The sequence below is a fragment of the Streptococcus mitis genome (assembly GCF_009496205.1).
In the GTDB taxonomy this organism is placed as follows: domain Bacteria; phylum Bacillota; class Bacilli; order Lactobacillales; family Streptococcaceae; genus Streptococcus; species Streptococcus mitis_BN.
Map to the genome: position 1 here is coordinate 14,015 of NZ_WIJO01000021.1, position 17,643 is coordinate 31,657.

General features: G+C 39.4%; 18 protein-coding genes and 1 pseudogene. 1 reads left to right on the forward strand and 18 read right to left on the reverse strand.

Features of this window, described 5'->3' with window-relative positions; all coding sequences use genetic code 11:
* The 18 genes from pyrH to GEZ85_RS05085 all read right to left on the reverse strand — a co-directional run bounded on the left by pyrH (position 1) and on the right by GEZ85_RS05085 (position 17,288).
* Entirely contained in the window at positions 1-738 is a 738-nt protein-coding gene (pyrH, locus tag GEZ85_RS05000) for a UMP kinase (protein WP_000002996.1), read from the reverse strand.
* Positions 739-821: 83 nt separating this feature from the next.
* Positions 822-2,156: a methylenetetrahydrofolate--tRNA-(uracil(54)-C(5))-methyltransferase (FADH(2)-oxidizing) TrmFO gene (gene trmFO / locus GEZ85_RS05005; RefSeq protein WP_000083709.1), complete on the reverse strand. Its 1,335-nt coding sequence runs from the start codon at positions 2,154-2,156 to the stop codon at positions 822-824.
* A gap of 294 nt (positions 2,157-2,450) precedes the next feature.
* Positions 2,451-3,773: an SMODS domain-containing nucleotidyltransferase gene (locus GEZ85_RS05010; RefSeq protein ID WP_153209675.1), complete on the reverse strand. Its 1,323-nt coding sequence runs from the start codon at positions 3,771-3,773 to the stop codon at positions 2,451-2,453.
* Positions 3,773-4,336 carry an SLATT domain-containing protein gene (locus GEZ85_RS05015; RefSeq protein WP_000042158.1) on the reverse strand — a complete coding sequence of 188 codons (564 nt, stop codon included), beginning with the start codon at positions 4,334-4,336 and terminating at the stop codon, positions 3,773-3,775. Before GEZ85_RS05015 ends, GEZ85_RS05010 begins: the two co-directional genes overlap by 1 nt.
* Positions 4,337-4,351: 15 nt before the next feature.
* Entirely contained in the window at positions 4,352-5,146 is a 795-nt protein-coding gene (locus GEZ85_RS05020; RefSeq protein WP_153209676.1) for an abortive infection family protein, read from the reverse strand.
* 24 nt (positions 5,147-5,170) lie between these two features.
* On the reverse strand, positions 5,171-6,211 hold the full coding sequence (gene dcm / locus GEZ85_RS05025; RefSeq protein WP_153209677.1) for a DNA (cytosine-5-)-methyltransferase: 1,041 nt from the start codon (positions 6,209-6,211) through the stop codon (positions 5,171-5,173).
* Positions 6,208-7,608, reverse strand: coding sequence for a protein NO VEIN domain-containing protein (locus GEZ85_RS05030; protein WP_153209678.1), 1,401 nt, complete (start codon positions 7,606-7,608; stop codon positions 6,208-6,210). The genes dcm and GEZ85_RS05030 overlap by 4 nt, the downstream gene beginning before the upstream one ends.
* A gap of 2 nt (positions 7,609-7,610) precedes the next feature.
* On the reverse strand, positions 7,611-8,666 hold the full coding sequence (locus GEZ85_RS05035; RefSeq protein WP_153209679.1) for a DNA cytosine methyltransferase: 1,056 nt from the start codon (positions 8,664-8,666) through the stop codon (positions 7,611-7,613).
* A 217-nt stretch (positions 8,667-8,883) separates the two neighbouring features.
* Positions 8,884-9,753 (reverse strand): 16S rRNA (cytidine(1402)-2'-O)-methyltransferase, encoded by an 870-nt coding sequence (gene rsmI / locus GEZ85_RS05040; RefSeq protein ID WP_153209680.1) that lies wholly within the window; start codon positions 9,751-9,753, stop codon positions 8,884-8,886.
* Positions 9,754-9,755: 2 nt separating this feature from the next.
* The gene (gene yabA, locus GEZ85_RS05045; RefSeq protein ID WP_000358227.1) at positions 9,756-10,073 is read right to left on the reverse strand and encodes a DNA replication initiation control protein YabA; all 318 of its coding nucleotides are present in this window, start codon (positions 10,071-10,073) and stop codon (positions 9,756-9,758) included.
* 39 nt (positions 10,074-10,112) lie between these two features.
* On the reverse strand, positions 10,113-11,003 hold the full coding sequence (locus tag GEZ85_RS05050; RefSeq protein ID WP_153209681.1) for a DNA polymerase III subunit delta': 891 nt from the start codon (positions 11,001-11,003) through the stop codon (positions 10,113-10,115).
* Positions 11,000-11,638 carry a dTMP kinase gene (gene tmk / locus GEZ85_RS05055; protein ID WP_153209682.1) on the reverse strand — a complete coding sequence of 213 codons (639 nt, stop codon included), beginning with the start codon at positions 11,636-11,638 and terminating at the stop codon, positions 11,000-11,002. The genes GEZ85_RS05050 and tmk overlap by 4 nt, the downstream gene beginning before the upstream one ends.
* A 113-nt stretch (positions 11,639-11,751) precedes the next feature.
* Positions 11,752-12,549: a pyrroline-5-carboxylate reductase gene (gene proC, locus GEZ85_RS05060; RefSeq protein ID WP_153209683.1), complete on the reverse strand. Its 798-nt coding sequence runs from the start codon at positions 12,547-12,549 to the stop codon at positions 11,752-11,754.
* 3 nt (positions 12,550-12,552) lie between these two features.
* Positions 12,553-13,815, reverse strand: coding sequence for a glutamate-5-semialdehyde dehydrogenase (locus GEZ85_RS05065; RefSeq protein WP_153209684.1), 1,263 nt, complete (start codon positions 13,813-13,815; stop codon positions 12,553-12,555).
* Positions 13,816-13,824: 9 nt separating this feature from the next.
* Positions 13,825-14,934, reverse strand: a complete 1,110-nt coding sequence (gene proB / locus GEZ85_RS05070) for a glutamate 5-kinase (RefSeq protein WP_228112202.1) — start codon at positions 14,932-14,934, stop codon at positions 13,825-13,827.
* Between the two features lie 104 nt (positions 14,935-15,038).
* Positions 15,039-15,932: an RluA family pseudouridine synthase gene (locus GEZ85_RS05075; protein ID WP_153209686.1), complete on the reverse strand. Its 894-nt coding sequence runs from the start codon at positions 15,930-15,932 to the stop codon at positions 15,039-15,041.
* Positions 15,922-16,383 (reverse strand): signal peptidase II, encoded by a 462-nt coding sequence (gene lspA, locus GEZ85_RS05080; RefSeq protein WP_153209687.1) that lies wholly within the window; start codon positions 16,381-16,383, stop codon positions 15,922-15,924. Before lspA ends, GEZ85_RS05075 begins: the two co-directional genes overlap by 11 nt.
* Positions 16,380-17,288, reverse strand: coding sequence for a LysR family transcriptional regulator (locus GEZ85_RS05085; RefSeq protein ID WP_001025693.1), 909 nt, complete (start codon positions 17,286-17,288; stop codon positions 16,380-16,382). Before GEZ85_RS05085 ends, lspA begins: the two co-directional genes overlap by 4 nt.
* On the opposite strand from GEZ85_RS05085, the pseudogene GEZ85_RS10330 reads away from it, so the two are divergent.
* Positions 17,281-17,355: pseudogene (locus GEZ85_RS10330) on the forward strand (AraC family transcriptional regulator); the annotation flags it as partial. The gene GEZ85_RS05085 and the pseudogene GEZ85_RS10330 sit on opposite strands and share 8 nt — an antisense overlap.
* Positions 17,356-17,643 lie beyond the last annotated feature (288 nt).

Sequence of the window (17,643 nt, forward strand, 5' to 3'; positions counted from 1 at the left end):
TTATTCCTTTTCTTCGATATTATTTGAAACTGTTGTTCCGATATTTTCACCAAATACGACACGTTTAATGTTGCCTGGTTGGTTCATATTAAAGACAACCAAGTCAATGTCGTTGTCCATTGAGAGGGTTGAAGCTGTTGAATCCATGATACGCAGACCTTTATTGATAACGTCACGGTGGGTCAATTCTTCAAACTTAACGGCTGTCTTGTCTTTCTTAGGATCGGCATTGTAAACACCATCGACACCGTTTTTAGCCATAAGAATAGCATCTGCTTCGATTTCAGCTGCACGAAGGGCCGCTGTTGTATCTGTTGAGAAGTAAGGTGAACCAATTCCGGCACCAAAGATAACGATACGGCCTTTTTCAAGATGACGAAGGGCACGTCCACGTACGTAAGGCTCTGCCACTTGTTGCATGGCAATAGCTGTTTGTACACGCGTATCGACACCAACTTGTTGCAATGAATCTGCCATCACAAGAGCATTCATAACAGTCCCAAGCATTCCTGTGTAATCTGCCTGAACGCGGTCCATACCTGCTTCAGCAGCAGGTTCTCCACGCCAGAGATTTCCTCCACCGATAACAAGGGCAATTTCGATACCTAAGCTATGAACTTCTTGAATCTCTTTTGCGATTGTTTGAACTGTTTGGATATCAATCCCTACGCCACGTTCACCGGCAAGGGCTTCACCTGATAACTTGATTAAAATACGTTTATACTTGGGATTCGCCATTTTCACTCTCCTTTTTTTATCCTACCTATTTTATCACAATTTCTAAGATTTTTATAGTACCATGAGCAATTCTTTCAAAAAAATTAGACCGTTAAAAATTCCTCTAAATCACTAAGGGCACGCTCTGCAATTTTTTCATAACGAGCCTTCTTATCACGGATACGTTCGCCTTCTAACTCCTTGATAATTCCAAAATTGACATTCATCGGTTGGAAATGTTTGCTGTCCGCATGGGTGATGTAATGAGCTAAGCTTCCAATCGCTGTCGTCTCTGGGAAAATAGCCTCGCTTTCTCCCTTGAAAAGACGAGCCGCGTTAATTCCCGCAACTAATCCTGACGCTGCTGACTCTACATAGCCTTCCACGCCCGTCATCTGACCAGCAAAGAAGAGATTTGGTTGTTTCTTAGAACGGTAAGTCTGCTCAAGAAGATTTGGTGAATCCATATAAGAATTGCGGTGCATGACACCATAACGTACAAACTCAGCATTTTCAAGACCTGGAATCATTTGAAAGACTCGCTTTTGTTCTCCCCATTTGAGATGGGTTTGGAAACCAACGATATTGTAGAGACTACCAGCCGCATTGTCCTGACGAAGCTGAACCACCGCATAAGGTGTTTTGAATTCGCCATCACGAGGGCCTGTGTAGTCGTCCGGATACTCAAGACCCACTGGCTTCATAGGACCATAAAGCATGGTTTTAATACCACGTTTAGCCATGACTTCGATAGGCATACAGCCTTCAAAGTACTTTTCTTTTTCAAAAGAATTGAGCGGTGCTTCTTCCGCATTGACCAAGGCTTCATGGAAATCCATAAACTCCTGCTTGGTCATGGGAGCGTTGAGATAGGCCGCTTCTCCCTTGTCATAACGAGATTTGAGATAGACCTTGCTCATATCGATGGTATTGACGTCGATAATGGGCGCTGCCGCATCGTAGAAATAGAAACCATCGCCGTCATTAAGAGCATGAATCTTTTCAGCCAGAGCATCGCTGGTCAAGGGACCAGTAGCGACAACCGTAATAACATCCGTCGGCAATTCTGTAATTTCATCACGCACCACTTCAATCAAGGGGTGGTTGGCTACTTTTTCGGTCACCATTTGGGAGAAACCATCACGGTCCACCGCAAGAGCTCCTCCTGCAGGAACACGGGTTGCTTCAGCAGATTCCAATATAACTGAACCCAAGCGACGCATTTCTTCCTTAAGAAGCCCCACTGCATTTGTCAAAGCATCTCCACGTAGAGAATTGGAACAAACCAACTCAGCAAAATTGTCTGTTTTGTGCTGGGGTGTTGACTTGACACCACGCATTTCATAAAGTTTAACTGGAATACCACGCTCTGCAATTTGGTAGGCTGCTTCAGAACCTGCCAAACCAGCACCGATAACATTGATATAAGATTGAGACACGACACTAATACCTCTTTGGGAGTGTGAAGACAAGGTTCACATTGAAAAAGCCAATCGAGCTTACTCGCTTTAGAATTTCTAGGCTCAGGCTGAAAAAGTCCACAGGACTTACTTCGCTTTCGAATTTCTTGGCTCAGGCTGAAAAAGTCCACAGGACTTTTTCACTCCCACAAATCTTTCTAATTTTTTCTTCTACTAGTATAACAAAAAAAGGGAAGAAGGCAAACTTCCCTGTTTAGTCATTTTCTTGATGTAAAGAGATAGTGAGTATTCCAATTAAAAATCAATTATATGCTACTCTATAAAATCTTTTCCACGTAACGGATCGATAGGGACTGTTATTCTATCTCTTGCTATAACCGTATTATCTAAAACAGCATAACATTCAACATAGTGGTCTCCTTTAAACTGAGAATCTTCGTGATGTTTTATTTTACCTGAAAAAATAGCACCACGCTCACAATTTCTTCTAATCGCCTCAGCTCCAATATTTCTTACTTTCCAATAATATTTAACATCAGACAAAAGATTATCTGGAATATCTGATTGTATAATTTCAAAATCAAGAGATTTTCTATTTTTAATCTTAAATCTATTCTTTAAAAAGTCTGAAAGAAGTGCTTTTCGAAAACCATCCTGAGTAATTTCACACTCCAAAACAATATTATATCGGATATCAATACTAAACAATTCATCAATAAATTCTTCATTCGAAGCTCGATTTGTGGTAGAAGTGGATTGAGCGAATTTTCTACCAAATAGCTGTCTATAAACTTCAGTAAGTTTCTCTTCTGAAGCGTCTTCTATTTTCTTGAGAGCCTGCTTAGCTTTATTGATAAATTTTGCTCCATCATTATTATAAATCTTTTGATTACTACCTAAAGCATACCAATACTCTCTATTTTTATCTTGACTTGAAAAGTATTCAAAAATATCTTTCAAGAGAATATTATAATCAGAGTAATATATTTCAGAAATACCTTTATCATCAATAAAATCAGATATCAAAGCATCTATCAACAGCCCCTTAAATGAAAAGCCCATATGATTTTTCCATCGTCGTATGAGCCTTGTTAAGTTAGAGAAGTGATTATTAAAATTCGAATTTAAAGATTTACATTTTTCAATTTCAGGCTTTGGTTTAGTAGTTTTCCAAGAGCCTCCGTTACGAGAATCAGGATATTTAAAATTACCATCAGATTGTTCGAAAGCTGGAACTAACTCAATTTTTCCACCATCCGAAAAATCAATAACAACGACCTGTCCGTCTCCTTTTATTTTTGTATTTGGGTATCTTTTTAGTAATTCGTTTTTTATTTCCTGTAGAAGTGCTGATTGACCATTACCCTCATAAGAATCAAATCGTCTATACACTTCTGAGGGTAGTGAAAAAATATAATCAAAATCACTAACATTTCGAACAGCCGTCGTTCTCCCCACACTACCAACAATCAAACCATTGTCAATTTCTTCATCTTCAAGCTCATCTAAGGGATAGTATTTTCGATTAAGTCGTTTCGTAATCTCTTTTAATCTATTCTTCCATTTTTCCCATTCCTCATCCGTCATGGGGAGTTCGTCTTCGCAAAATTCTTTAAAATCATTAGATAAAGACATTACTCTTCCTCCTTAATTTCCATCAATTCTTTTGGAATAAAGTATCTATAATCCTCCTCATAATCATTATCTTTTCTCGATTTTATTAGTTTTGAAGCCTTGGATACATTTTTGGGAGAAGCATTAGAAAGTTGACTATAAGTAGCATCTCTTCGAAATTTTAATTCTTCGAAAAATTCTTGGATTTCACTGGATGGTTTTCCATTGTAAACCACCTCAGATAAAAGAATTTCAGCTAACACTCTAAGATTCCAAAGCTCATCAACAGATTTCCTCTCCAAAGCTAGTCGTTCCTCAAAGTTAAACTCCTTGGTGATGCTAAAAATTATTGTAGTGACTAATGATAAAAATGCTGTAACAAGCTTTATCCAATATTCATCAAACCAAAGTATTCCAACTAAGCCAGAAGAGACAACTCCAGAAATGATTATTGTTGCTATTCTAAACCATCGAATATAGCTTTCTAACTCGTCAATTCTAACCGCATGAATTTTGTGAGTCCAACCTACATTTACTATAAATTTTTTAAGTTGAAAGTGTAATTTTTCTTGATTTTTCGACATTAAACCTCCTCCTTACTATTTTTGCTTATCTTGGTATGTTTCCCAAACAAATGACACTACCGTTAATGCAGATCCTACAACAACTGAAGCATACCTTGGTGGCAATTCTATAAAGTTAGCTCCCTTACCATGACCATCGCCTTTATCATTTCTAAGACTGTTAATACCCTTGATAATTTGATTCAAACCACTTAGAACCAGCTTCACATCTTGATTATTTTTTGCTGAAATATTTTCATTAGAATCCAAGTTTAAAAATTTAAAGACTTTCTTTTGCAAAGTTGCAATATCATTAGAATTAGAATACTCAATTTTTTCATGGTCTAAAATATGTTTAAAACATGATTCCAACAATTCCTTAGCTTTTCCAATAGCGTCCGCTGGAGAGCGAGAAATCATTTCATTCATAATCCCCATTTGCTTATCTATATAGTCGCTATCAAAATAGTCAGATAAAGATTCAGCAACATTATTTAAGTAGGCCATTTGTGAGACTTCATATTTCGAAAGTCTCTCTTTCAATTTGAATGCCTGAGAGTTCCTCTCTTCAGTTTTCTCGTAATATGAGTCAGGAAGGTCTTCATAATATCTAAGTAAATCTAAAGCCAATTTTAAAACCAGTTCATCTGGTTCGTTATCTACAAAAGCCTGTAAAGCTTTCCCTTTTGAACCTCCATATTTCTCTTGAATATTTACTCCTACTGAATTAAAAGTAAAATTAGCAAAAGTAGAGTTAGAAAAATTTAATACATAACCGTCACTATTAAAAAATACTTTTATAAAACTCTTATCTTGAAAATTTAATTCCATATCAAGTTCCCTAGATTTAAAACATCAACTCGCTTCAAACAAATCCAGTTGACCAAAACTTTCTTCGAGTTTCTGTTGCTTTGCAATTACATCACTATTTCGTAAATCTGACACTAACTTTTCAGCAATATACCACATCATTACTGGTGGAATAGCATTCCCCAGCATTCTATATTGAGCACCTTCTGAACCAAGCAATTCATAGTTTTCTGGAAACGACTGAATACGTGCAACCTCTCTTGGAGTATAGCGACGGTAACGTCCATTTTCTAACAAAACAGGGTCAGTGCTATTTAAGGATACTTTTGCTAAGTGAGAACTAACCGTATTACTCGGCTGTTCAATGTCTTGTGCTCGTCCTTTATTCATTTTTTTGCCAGATTTACTATTTAGCATTCCTTGCACAGCCCTCTCACTAAAATAATACTTTTCATCAATATCTTGCTGAAGAATTATTTTTAGTGGTGTATAATCTTCTACATTCTGAATAGGCTCTTCAGGAAATTCAAAAGTAAAATTCAAATCCTTTCGAATACCAACAATAAACACACGCTCTCTCTTTTGCGGAACGCCGTATTTGGTGGCTACGCAAAGTTTATAAGAAACATTATAGCCAGCTTTTTCGAACTCTTCAATAATTAGAGGAAAAGCTTCTTTATTGTTTGCAGACAAAATTCCCTTAACATTTTCGGCAAAAAATGCTTTTGGTTGATGAGCTTTTAGCACCCGCACCATCTCAAAAAACAGTGTCCCTTTTTCATCTTTTATTCCTAAGCGTTTCGGATTTTGAGCACTAACAGAAAATGATTGACAAGGAAAACCTCCTGTTAAAATATCGAAAGACGGGATTTCATCTGATTTTATTTCTCGGATATTTCGATTGTCTGGAATAACACCAAAATTCTTTTCAAACATTTTATTAGCACTATCTTCAATATCATTTGCATAGACAATCTCAATTTGATTGTCGGCATAATGTTTACCTAAAAAATCAAATCCACCAGCAAAACCAATATCCGTTCCACCCCCTCCACTAAAAAGAGAGGCAATTTTTAGTTTCTTCAAATTAAATTCTCCTCAAAGACAACTGACGATGAAAAACGGACATCATATCCATCTTTTCTCTCAATCAGAAGCATCTTCTCATTTTTGACTAATTCATACAAATTCTTGATGATAAACAATTTTTTGCTATGTTTAGAAATCTGCAAACGATAAATATAGTATCTATCACGCACAGATTTAGCAGTTCGCCATTCGTTTGGTGTGATATGAAACGAATTAAAAGTAATAGAAGCATTGCTGACAGTTGTTTTGACTTCAATATATTTTCTCAGCTCAGAATCATCACACTCAAAAGATTGAACATCGTAGCCAACACCAAACTGTGTTGGAATAAAATTCACCAGATGGAGCAACTGTTCTTGCCCGTGTTCTCGTAATTTTTGTTTTTCATGATTGATGACAATAGCTTCTCCCGAACTCCCTACAACAGCGGTAGAAATTTTCTCGCTATATTCGATGTGTTCAGTTAGATGTCCGATAATATCTGTTTTCTCCTCAGTAAAATCAATATCACTTGGAAGGTAGAGATTAAAGTTTGTCCTAAAATCAATATCTCCTAAATCACGATTGACATATTCGAACCAAGCACTTCTAAAATTTCGAACATCTTCAATTATTGTCGAAGCATTTCCAATAAATTGAGCATAACCATCAAAGGTAGCATCTGATTGCAAAAAGTCATTTATTGCTTGCTCTTCCACAGAATTTATTTTATACCTACCACCTTGAACAGTTAGCAAACTCGCTATAACCATATAGTCTAAAATATCTTTGGCATATCTAATAACATCTCCTTTAGTATCGTAAGCTACTTTAGACGCTCTATTCTCTTTGATACGATTCCATCTTTCCAAAACAGGCTCTCTATCACGAGTACATCTCAAATCATTAAAGATACAATGGGCGACTTCTTCATCGGTGAGGTAAATAGTTTTTTCTTCAGCTTGTGAGGCTTCTGTAAATAGTTCCAGTAGATACTGAGCTGGCTTAAATTGAACTCCGATTTGACAAAGTTTAACAATCTCGTTATCTTTTAGATGCCCACCAGGATATTCAAAATTATACAAAAAGGTTTTAAAAAAGCGAATAAGGTCTTGGTCTTCAGTCAATTCCTTAGCCCTATTTCCTGAATAGACAAAGCCTTCTTTCTCAATCATCATCCCAAACAAAGAAGAAATCTCTGTTCGCCAGTTATTGATTGTTTTCTCTGTTTTATCTGCATTTCCTGCATATTGTTTGATAATGTCATTTAGTTGCTGACTAAATTCCTTTTTAGGCAATATTCCCAAATAAGAAATATTCGTTGCCATATAAACAAGTACATTTTCGACATCATTTTTAAAACGAGGTCTTGGGTGATGTAGTCTAAAATAATATTTCTCTGGAACTTGATACATAGTTACTCTTCGTTATTTTTTAAATATTTCAGTAAATTGTTTGCAATCTGCTGAGCCATTAAAGGAGGAACAGCATTACCAACTTGTCTAAATTGCTGTGTTTTACTTCCGTAAAAGATAAACTCATCTGGAAAAGATTGTAGACGAGCAGATTCCCTCACTGTTGGCACACGATTATACTTATAGTGGAAATGATGTCTATGCCCCGTATCAATCGTAGGAGCTGGCTTCCAACTAGCAAATCGTGTCCAAGCGACATTAAATTTTCTTGTTTCTCGTAATTCCTCTGGGAGATTTTTATAATTTCCACCGTCAGGGACAAGGGCAATTGTACTTGTCACTTTTTCTGAATGCTTGGCTGCAACGTGGTTCAAAACCACATTTGAACGTTTTCGCATTAATTTTTGATAGTCATTTTGTGGTTCTGAAACATAAGACATTGCTATCTCGCCAAGTTCATTTTCTAATGTTGGCAAATCAGAAATTGCCATCTCTGTTGTAATGATTGTTCCCAGTGCATCAGGATATTCAAATCCATCATTCCTCGTCCCCACAAAAATAACACGCTTTCTATTTTGAGGAACTCCATAGTCAGAGGCCAGTAACACTTTAAACTGAACCTTATAACCCATTTTCGAAAACTCTTCTATGATAGTATCTTTTATTTGCCCTTTAAACAAACTAACAATCCCAATCACATTTTCAATGACAAAAGCAATTGGCTGTATTTCTCGAACCAATCGAATATAAGACAAATAAAGTTTGTTCCTTGGATCATCAAATTTTCTAGGTCCAGAAAGCGACATCCCCTGACAAGGGGGACCACCTACAATTATGTCAACTTTTTGTTCTCCAATTATTGGTTTTATATCTTCCTCATAAGATATATTCGCAATATCTCCACATAATATTTCTGAATTCTGATGATTTTTTTGAAAGGTTTCTAAGGCTTTTTCGTCATTATCAATTCCTAATAGAACATTAAATCCAGCCATCTCGAATCCATAAGATAGACCACCTGCTCCTGAAAATAAATCTACAATGTTATATTTTTTCAACTGATAAACTCCACACTATTTTCTCATATATAATTATACCATACTGCGTACTTAAAAATAATTCTAATAGAGTACATCATATATATTTAACATAAACTGAATGAACATTGTTTTTATTTATTCACTACTCAATCAATTCTATGATTTAGACTCCGAATATTATCATCACTAATTAAGTTAAACAGAAACAGACAGAATTATTACATTCTGTCTCCCTTTATTGATTTTCTTCCCATTCGTGGTAGGCAGCGTAGAGCTGGCTTTTATTCCACTGGTAAATCTTTGCGACTTCCTTTATGGCTTGATTTTTCTTCATGCCTTGCTGGATACGGGCTTGGATTTCTAAGAACAAGTCCTCCTCGTCTTTTTCTTCCACATCCTGACTGGCACCTTCAACGATGAGAAGGCATTCTCCCTTTAGTGGCGTTTCTGCGATGCTTTCTAGCAATTCAGAAATCTTTCCTCGTTGGTATTCTTCATAGATTTTGGTCAATTCTCTTACCAAGACTACCGAGCGTTCACCGTAGACTTCTAGCATATTTTTCAATGTATCTGCCACACGATGAGGCGATTCATAGAAAATCTGAGTTTCTGGATAGTCTTTTTTCAAGTCGAAAAATTGCTTTTGCTGACCTGATTTTCTCGGTAAAAAGCCGTAAAAGATATGTGGCTGTGGTGCTAAACCACTGGCAATCAAGGCAGAAATCCCTGCAGAGGCACCTGGAACTGTGACAACTGTAATCTCTTCCTCAATAGCTGCCTTGACCAAATCATGACCAGGGTCCGAGATACTAGGCAGACCCGCATCGGATACCTGAGCAATACTTTGTCCTGCTTTCAGGAAACCAATCAAATCAGGAATCTTTTCCTTGGCATTGTGCTCATGAAAACTAATCTGCTTAGTAGAAATGTCAAAATGCTTGAGCAAAAGCCCTGTATTGCGCGTGTCCTCAGCTGCAATCCAATCTACTTCTTTTAAGGTCTGGATAGCACGAAAGGTCATATCATCTAGATTGCCAATCGGCGTTGCCACTAGATACAGCTTGCCATAGGGAGACTGCCCCTTAAAACTTTTTTGAATCTGCATGCTTACTCCCTGTATAACAACTCGTCACAGAACATACATTCCTCGTCCTGCTCTCGACGTTGTCCATAAAAATCATTACATACGTGAAAACCATCTTTATAAATTCGACGGACACTTTCACGAACATGCTTAGCCTTGACGGGAGCATCTGCTTCCACCTCACCCAAGCGTTCTCGCAACTTACTATTTTCCAAGCGAAGAGCTGTATTTTCCTCTACCAGGCTCTTGAGATTTTTCTTGATGGCTTCCACATCGGCCAAGGTTACCAATAACTGTTGGGAAAAATCATCTAGCGCGTCAAATAATTCTTTTTTGTCCATAAAACAGCCCTTTCCTTTCTTTATCATTCATCTTTGAGTTTATATTTCTTTCAAGACCAGGTATTCCATGGCATTTTGAAAGCTGACATTAGCTTGCCACATTTTTCTAGCTTCTAGCAAATCTTGTAGAATCACTCTTACTCTTGCTTGCAGGAGATCCTGCCCACAGAGGACTTCAAGAATCCGTAAAACCTGATCTTGTTTTTCCTTATCATCTGCCAAGCTAGCTAGTTTGGCAACTTGCAAATAACTTTCTTTTTTCTTAGCCACTAACCAAGTCAGCAGGCGTTCACTTTCATCAACCAAGGTCCAAAAACTTGCCTGATTGGCTAACTTCTCTGCTTCAGCTCGCGATTGACTAAACTGGGCTAGGAGAGTCGCTTTTTTCTTAACCAGTCCCATTTGTTCTAAGAGCAATATCAGCTTCTCTTCTTGTTTTTTAAAGTGGAAAATCTGGGTCCGACTTCGAATTGTCGGTAAAATCTTCTCCTCATCTCTGGTCAAGAAGAAAATATAAACCTCACTCTGGGGTTCTTCGATGACCTTGAGCAGAGAATTAGCTGCGTTAGGATGCATCTTCTCAGCTTGCTCAATAATAAAAACCTGTTGCTGGCTTTCAATCCCTGCTTGAGAAAATTGTCCCACCAATTCACGAATCCGTTCTGTCTTGATGACCTGATTGACTGGCTTAATCAAGGTGACATCGGGAAACTCGTCCTGTTCAATCAGCTTGCAGTTTCGGCATTTCTCACACGGTAAAACGCCTACTTTATCCGTACAAAAGAGGCTCTTAGCCAAAAACTGCGCCATTTCCAAGCTTCCAAAGAAACCTGAAAAGAGATAGGCATGATTGAGCTGGTCTTGTTCTAGGATACGGACAAAGCGGTCAAACTGGTCTGGTTGCCAAGCCTTTAATTCTTCTTGTTTCATTTAGCCAAGCCCATTCTATCAAACAAGACATCCTTGGTAATTTCCACAACTTGGTTCAAGGGGAGACTGGCATCAATCTTGACAATACGTTTTCCTTCTTTGTCCAGAAGAGAAAGGTAGCCTTGACGAACTTTTTTATGCAAGTCCAAACCTTCCAAGTCCAAACGGTTAACCTCGCGATTGCTATTAGCAGCAATGCGAGCCAGTCCCTCTTCCACTTCGATGTCAAAATAAAGTGTCAAATCAGGTTTGAGGCCATCTGTCGCAAACTGATTGAGCCAATTAATGGCATCAATGTCCAAACCACGACCAAATCCTTGATAGGCAACAGAACTATCGATAAAACGATCCATAATGACCAACTTGCCAGCTTCAAGGGCTGGAAGAACTTTTTCCACCAAATGCTGTCTGCGACTGGCAATATAGAGAAGGAGTTCTGTCTTCGCATCCATCTGAGTATGACTTGGATCCAAAATCACTTGACGAATCTTCTCCCCAATCAAGACTCCGCCAGGTTCACGGGTCGTCAGCACCTCTACTCCTTTTTCCTCTAAAATTGGGAGTAAAGCCTCTAAAACACTGGTCTTGCCTGCTCCCTCTGGTCCCTCAAGAGAGACTAAAAATCCTTTTGACATGTCTAACTCATTTCTTTTTTACTACTTCTATTCTATCAAAAAAATGGGGGTTTGTGACAATCTTTTTGTCTTCTCATTTCAAGCACCATAAAAGAGGCAGTCAAGGCCACCTCTTATTTACCTAGTTCTTGTGTTTGTTTATAAGCTTGACCAACTGCTTCCATGACTGTGCCTCGAAAAGCATGCGCTTCTAAGCTCGCTACACCAGCAATAGTCGAACCTCCTGGGCTGCAGACTTGGTCTTTCAAGACCCCAGGATGTTGCTGGCTTTCTAGGACCAATTGACCAGCTCCAACCACAGTTTGAGCCGCCATTTTCAAGGCCGTTTCTCTTGGCAATCCAGTCTGAACGCCTGCATCTGCCAAGGCCTCGATAAAGAGATAGACAAAGGCTGGTCCACAACCTGCAAGACCTGTCGCCGCGTCGATTAATCCTTCTCCCAGTTCAACCAAGAGACCAGCCTTAGTTAAAAGCTGACAAAAGAGCTCACTGTCCTCAGCCCTGCAATTAGGAGACAATGCATAACTAATCACTCCTTGACCAATAGAAGCAGGGGTATTGGGCATCATACGAATAATTCTGTGTTGATTTGGGATAAGACTTGCTAGTTTTTCTAAAGTCAATCCAGCTGCCATGGAAATCAAAAGAAGACTTTCTCTTTTTTTAAGGATAGTCTGGTATTGAGAAAGCAGTTCAGAAAATTGAGCAGGCTTGACTCCTAGAAAAATCACATCTGCTTCTGCAAAGATTTCTTCATTGCTAGAAGCTTGACCGCCAAAGTCGGCAATGAAAGCATCCACCTTGGCTTGACTGCGATTGGCAAGGAGAAGGTCATCACCCGTCTTGGCCTGCAAAACAGCCTTGGCCAAGCTAGCTCCCATATTTCCCAAACCAATAAATCCAATCTTCATTTTTTACTCCCTTATCTGTCCGTCACCAGTAACCACATACTTGTAGCTGGTCAATTCTTTCAAGCCCATTGGACCACGCGCGTGCAGTTTTTGAGTAGAAATTCCCATTTCACAACCCAGACCAAATTGGCCACCATCGGTGAAACGCGTTGAGGCATTGACATAGACTGCTGCAGAGTCTACTTGATCTGTAAAGTAAGCTGCAACTTCAGCATTCTCCGTCACAATGGCATCCGAATGATGGGTACTGTGGGTTTCAATATGAGCAACTGCTTCTTCTAAACTGCTCACAACCTTAACAGCTAGTACATAGTCTAAAAACTCGGTGTCAAAGTCTTGGGCCTCAGCTACTCGACCTGAAACAAACTGACTTGCTGTGCTATCTACACGGAATTGAATTGGCTCCAGTCCAGCTTCCTTGCGCTCTGCAACTAGAACTTGCTCCAAGCGAGGAAGGAAGCTTGCTGCTTTGTCTTCATGAACAAGTAGAACCTCCATGGCATTGCAGACAGAAGGACGACTAGTTTTGGCATTGTTGATGATAGACAGTGCCTTGTCCTCATCTGCGTCCTTATCGACATAAACATGGACAATCCCAGTTCCTGTCTCGATAACTGGTACAATAGCATTTTCAACCACTGCATTAATCAAACCAGCCCCTCCACGAGGAATGAGAAGGTCTAGATAGCCCTTGGCCTTCATCATAGCATAGCTACTTTCACGGCTAGTATCTTCCACCAGTTGAATTACATCTGGATGAATGGGCGTTGTCTCCAAACCTTTTTTCAAGGCTGTGACAATGGCATGAGCTGTTTGATAGGCATCCTTCCCACTACGAAGAACCACCGCATTTCCACTCTTGAGAGCCAAAGCAGCCGCGTCAGACGTCACGTTTGGACGGCTTTCATAGATAATACCAATAACCCCCATAGCCACCCGTTTCTTGGTAATAACCAAGCCATTTTCAAGCTGACTTGTTTCTAAAACTTCACCGATTGGATCTGGTAAAGCAACCACTTCACGAATCCCAGTTGCCATTGCTTCAATACGTCCTGCATCCAAATAAAGACGATCCAACATAACATCTGAGATTTTCCCCTTGGTCGCTTCCATATCGAGGGCATTAGCCGCTAAAATTTCCTCAGTAGCAGCCACTAAGTGATCAGCCAGAGCTAGCAAGGCTTGGTTTTTCACCTCTTCACTAGCTGTGTTGATCGATTTTTTAACAGCCTGTACCTGTTCAAATTGTTCTTGTGTACTTACCATAGTTTACCTCTAAAATTCTGTAAAGAGTAGTTGGATTTCAGGAGTAATGGAAATCCAGTCATCACGGTGAATCAAGACACCCTTGGCTTTTTGAGAACGCAACATATCCTCCAAAGCAGATGCACCAAATTGCACACGCCCTTTTCCAAGTGATTTTCCACTTTCCTTGTCAAATACTGTCACGATATCACCATAAGAAAAGGCGCCTTCTGCTTCAACAATACCAGATAAGAGAAGACTCTTTCCATGTTGAGAGAGAGCTTCAGCAGCCCCTTTATCAACCCAAATAGAACCTTGACTCTGAGCATAAAAGGCCAGCCATTGTTTCTGGGTACGAAGTCCCTTCTCTTGAGCAACAAAGTAGGAACCATCCTTGGTCTCCTCAGCTGCCTCAATCATGGCATCTGACTTCAAAGATGAGCAGATATAAACAGGAACTCCTGATTCCGTCGCAATAGTTGCAGCCTTGATTTTTGTTAGCATGCCCCCAGTTCCGTTTGAAGAACCTGCTCCACCGGCCATATCAATAATCTCACGATTGATGGTCTCGATTCGCTCCAATCGTTTGGCTCTTGGGTCTGAATTAGGATTTCCAGTATAAAGACCGTCTACGTCTGTCAGGAGGACCAAAAGGTCTGCTTGGACCATGGCTGCAACCTGTGCACTCAGAGTATCATTGTCCCCAACCTTGAGCTCATCAATAACGACACTGTCATTCTCATTGATGATAGGAATCGCCCCACGGCTAAGTAAAACCGACAAAGCCTGATTGGCATTTTTATAACGGCGCTTATCCACAAAGTCGTTCTGGGTCAGCAAGATTTGTGCAGAAACGATTTGGCGCAAGAGAAGATTGGTGGTATATTCTTCTAACAAAAGCCCCTGCCCTACCGCTGCTGAAGCCTGTTTATCAGCAATCTTAGTCGGACGCTTTTTAAATCCTAAGGCTCCAAAACCAGCAGCAATGGCACCCGACGACACCAAAATCAATTCATGACCAGCCTCGTGCAACATCGCCAACTGCTGGGTAATAGCCTTTACCTTACTACGTGATAAACTTCCATCCTCATTCGTTAGAGAAGAAGTCCCCACCTTAAAGACAATCCGTTTGTATTTCATAGTATCACTCCGATTCTTCATATTTATCCATTATAACATGAATGACTATAAATAGAAAAGAGATAAAATAAAAAGTTGAGGGTAGACTTCTCAACTTTTTAGCTTTACGAATGATTACGCAATCTCTCTAATGTTTCCTTAAATATCTCTGGAATATCTGCTGTAAATTCCAAAATCTCACCTGTTCTCGGATGGGTAAAGCCTAGGGTCTTGGCATGGAGAAATTGTCCATGTCCTTTCAAAGTCTTGCGAGGACCATAGACCTCATCACCAGCGACTGGATGGCCAATATAAGCCATGTGAACACGGATTTGATGAGTGCGTCCTGTCTCTAGCTGCAACTCTACCAAGCTGTAATCACCAAAACGTTCCAAGACGTGGAAACGGGTTACTGCAGGCTTTCCTTTAGCAATCACAGCCTGTTTCTTACGATCTTTTTCACTACGGCCAATCGGAGCTTCAATCACACCACGATCATTAGGCAGATTTCCATGAACAATCGACCAATATTTGCGAAGAGACTTTTTATCCTTGAGTTCTTGGGCAAGTGCTAGATGCGCCTCATCGTTTTTAGCAATCATGAGAAGGCCAGACGTATCCTTATCAATACGATGAACAATACCTGGACGCAGAACACCATTGATACCCGACAAGTCCTTAATATGATACATAAGGGCATTTACCAGAGTTCCACTAGTATGACCAGCACTCGGATGCACAACCATCCCCTGAGGTTTGTTAACGACGACCACATCCTCATCTTGGTAGATGATTTCTAGCGGAAGATTCTCAGCTACATACTCTAAAACCTCTGGTTCTGGCACATGGTAAGTGACGACATCGCCCTCTTGGACTGTGTATTTAGCTTTCTTGACTTGGCCATTGACCAAGACCTGGCCTGATTTGATTTGTTCATTCGCGAGACTGCGTGATAATTCTGTCAAATCCGACAAAGCCTTATCCAAACGCAGGCCACCAGTTTCAATTTTAATTTCCATTTATTTCCTCTTTTAGCATTGCAACCAATAAAATAATCACTCCAACCGTCAGATAGCTATCTGCCACATTGAAAATTGCAAAATTGATAAAGTCAAGGTGAAACATATCCACAACAAAGCCCTGACTCACCCTGTCAATAAAATTTCCAAGACCACCTGCAATAATCAAGGTCAAACCCAAGACCATCCAGAGTGAGTCCTCCATGTGTTTATGTAGATACCAAATGGCACCTACCATAACGACAAGTGTAATGATAGCAAATAACCACTGCTGATCTTGTAAGATAGAAAAGGCTGCCCCTCGATTTTGCAGGTAGGTCAAGCTAACGAAATTGGGAATCCAAGAACGCACTTCACCCAGTGGAATCTGCTGGACGATATAGGATTTTACTAACTGATCCAGTCCAATCAAAAGCAGTATAATAACTGCCACTATTCCTCTTTTTTTCATGATTTCCTCTTCTGATCAAAATATTCTTGCATGACTTCTACGAAAAGAGTCCCAGCTTGACTAAGCTCCACCTCTTCACGTTTAACATAGACCATGCGATTATCTAGGTTATCCTTGAGACGAATAACTGTAATGCCATTAACACTGTCACTATCTAAAAATCCAGAACCTGTTGCATAAGCGTCCGTCCGCTCCAAAATACCATTCAAGGTAGCACGGTCTGTCACATTGAACATCTGTGAGCTCGCACTGGTATCAACAAAGTTCTCTGAATAATAAAGGTACTCGTCTTTCTCTTGAGTAAAACGAACCGTTGGTAAATCTGCTAAATCCTCCATGACCAGTTCCTCTTTCTGAGCCAAAGGATGCCCCTCACGGAGATAAATGTGAGTATGGAAGGGAATCAATTCAATGACCTCAAGGCCCAGCTTTTCAACGCGTTGCATAATCCCCTTTTTATTTTGATTGTTGAGGTAGATAATCCCAATCTCACTATGCCCTTGAGCAACTTCATCTAAGATTTGAACAGTAGTTGATTCAAAAATACGGAAGTTCTTATAATCAGGATAACGCTCTGAAAAAGCCGTAATAGTTGGTGGCAAGAAGTCATAGTGCTGGCTAGCAATGGAAAATTCATCTTTTTCTTCTTCAGGATTGGCATACTGATTTTGAAAAATATCAAATCCCTTGACCAATTCTTGTGCTTTTTCATAAAATTCCATACCACGACGGGTCAAGAAAGTTCCTGAGCTGGTCCGACGGAAAATCTTAAAGCCCAACTCTTTTTCCAAATCACGAACAGAAATAGACAGACTCGGCTGGCTCACATACATCTTTTCAGCAGCTTCACGGAAAGTACCACTATTAGCAATGGCAACAACATAGCGTAATTGTTGAATGTTCATCTTCTACCCCCAACTTCTTTATTTTTTCATTATACCATATTTTAGAAGTTTTCCAAAAAGGAAAAAAGTCGGGAAATTTTCAAGACTCAATAAATACTCTAACATTCCAATACAAGAATTAGAATAATGTCTTTTTCAGTCCTTATCTGATTTCAAGCAAATAAAAACAGCAAATCTTGTTGATTTACCGTTTATAATATGATGCAAGAAAAGCCTCTAATATTTTCTGGCTCTATAATATTTGTAGTGGGTAAATCCCCTATGGATATTATGGAGCCTATTTTGTTGTAGAAAAAAAGTCCCATATCATCTATAATGAAAAGCGACCAAACTATCATTAGAAAGAATCATATGG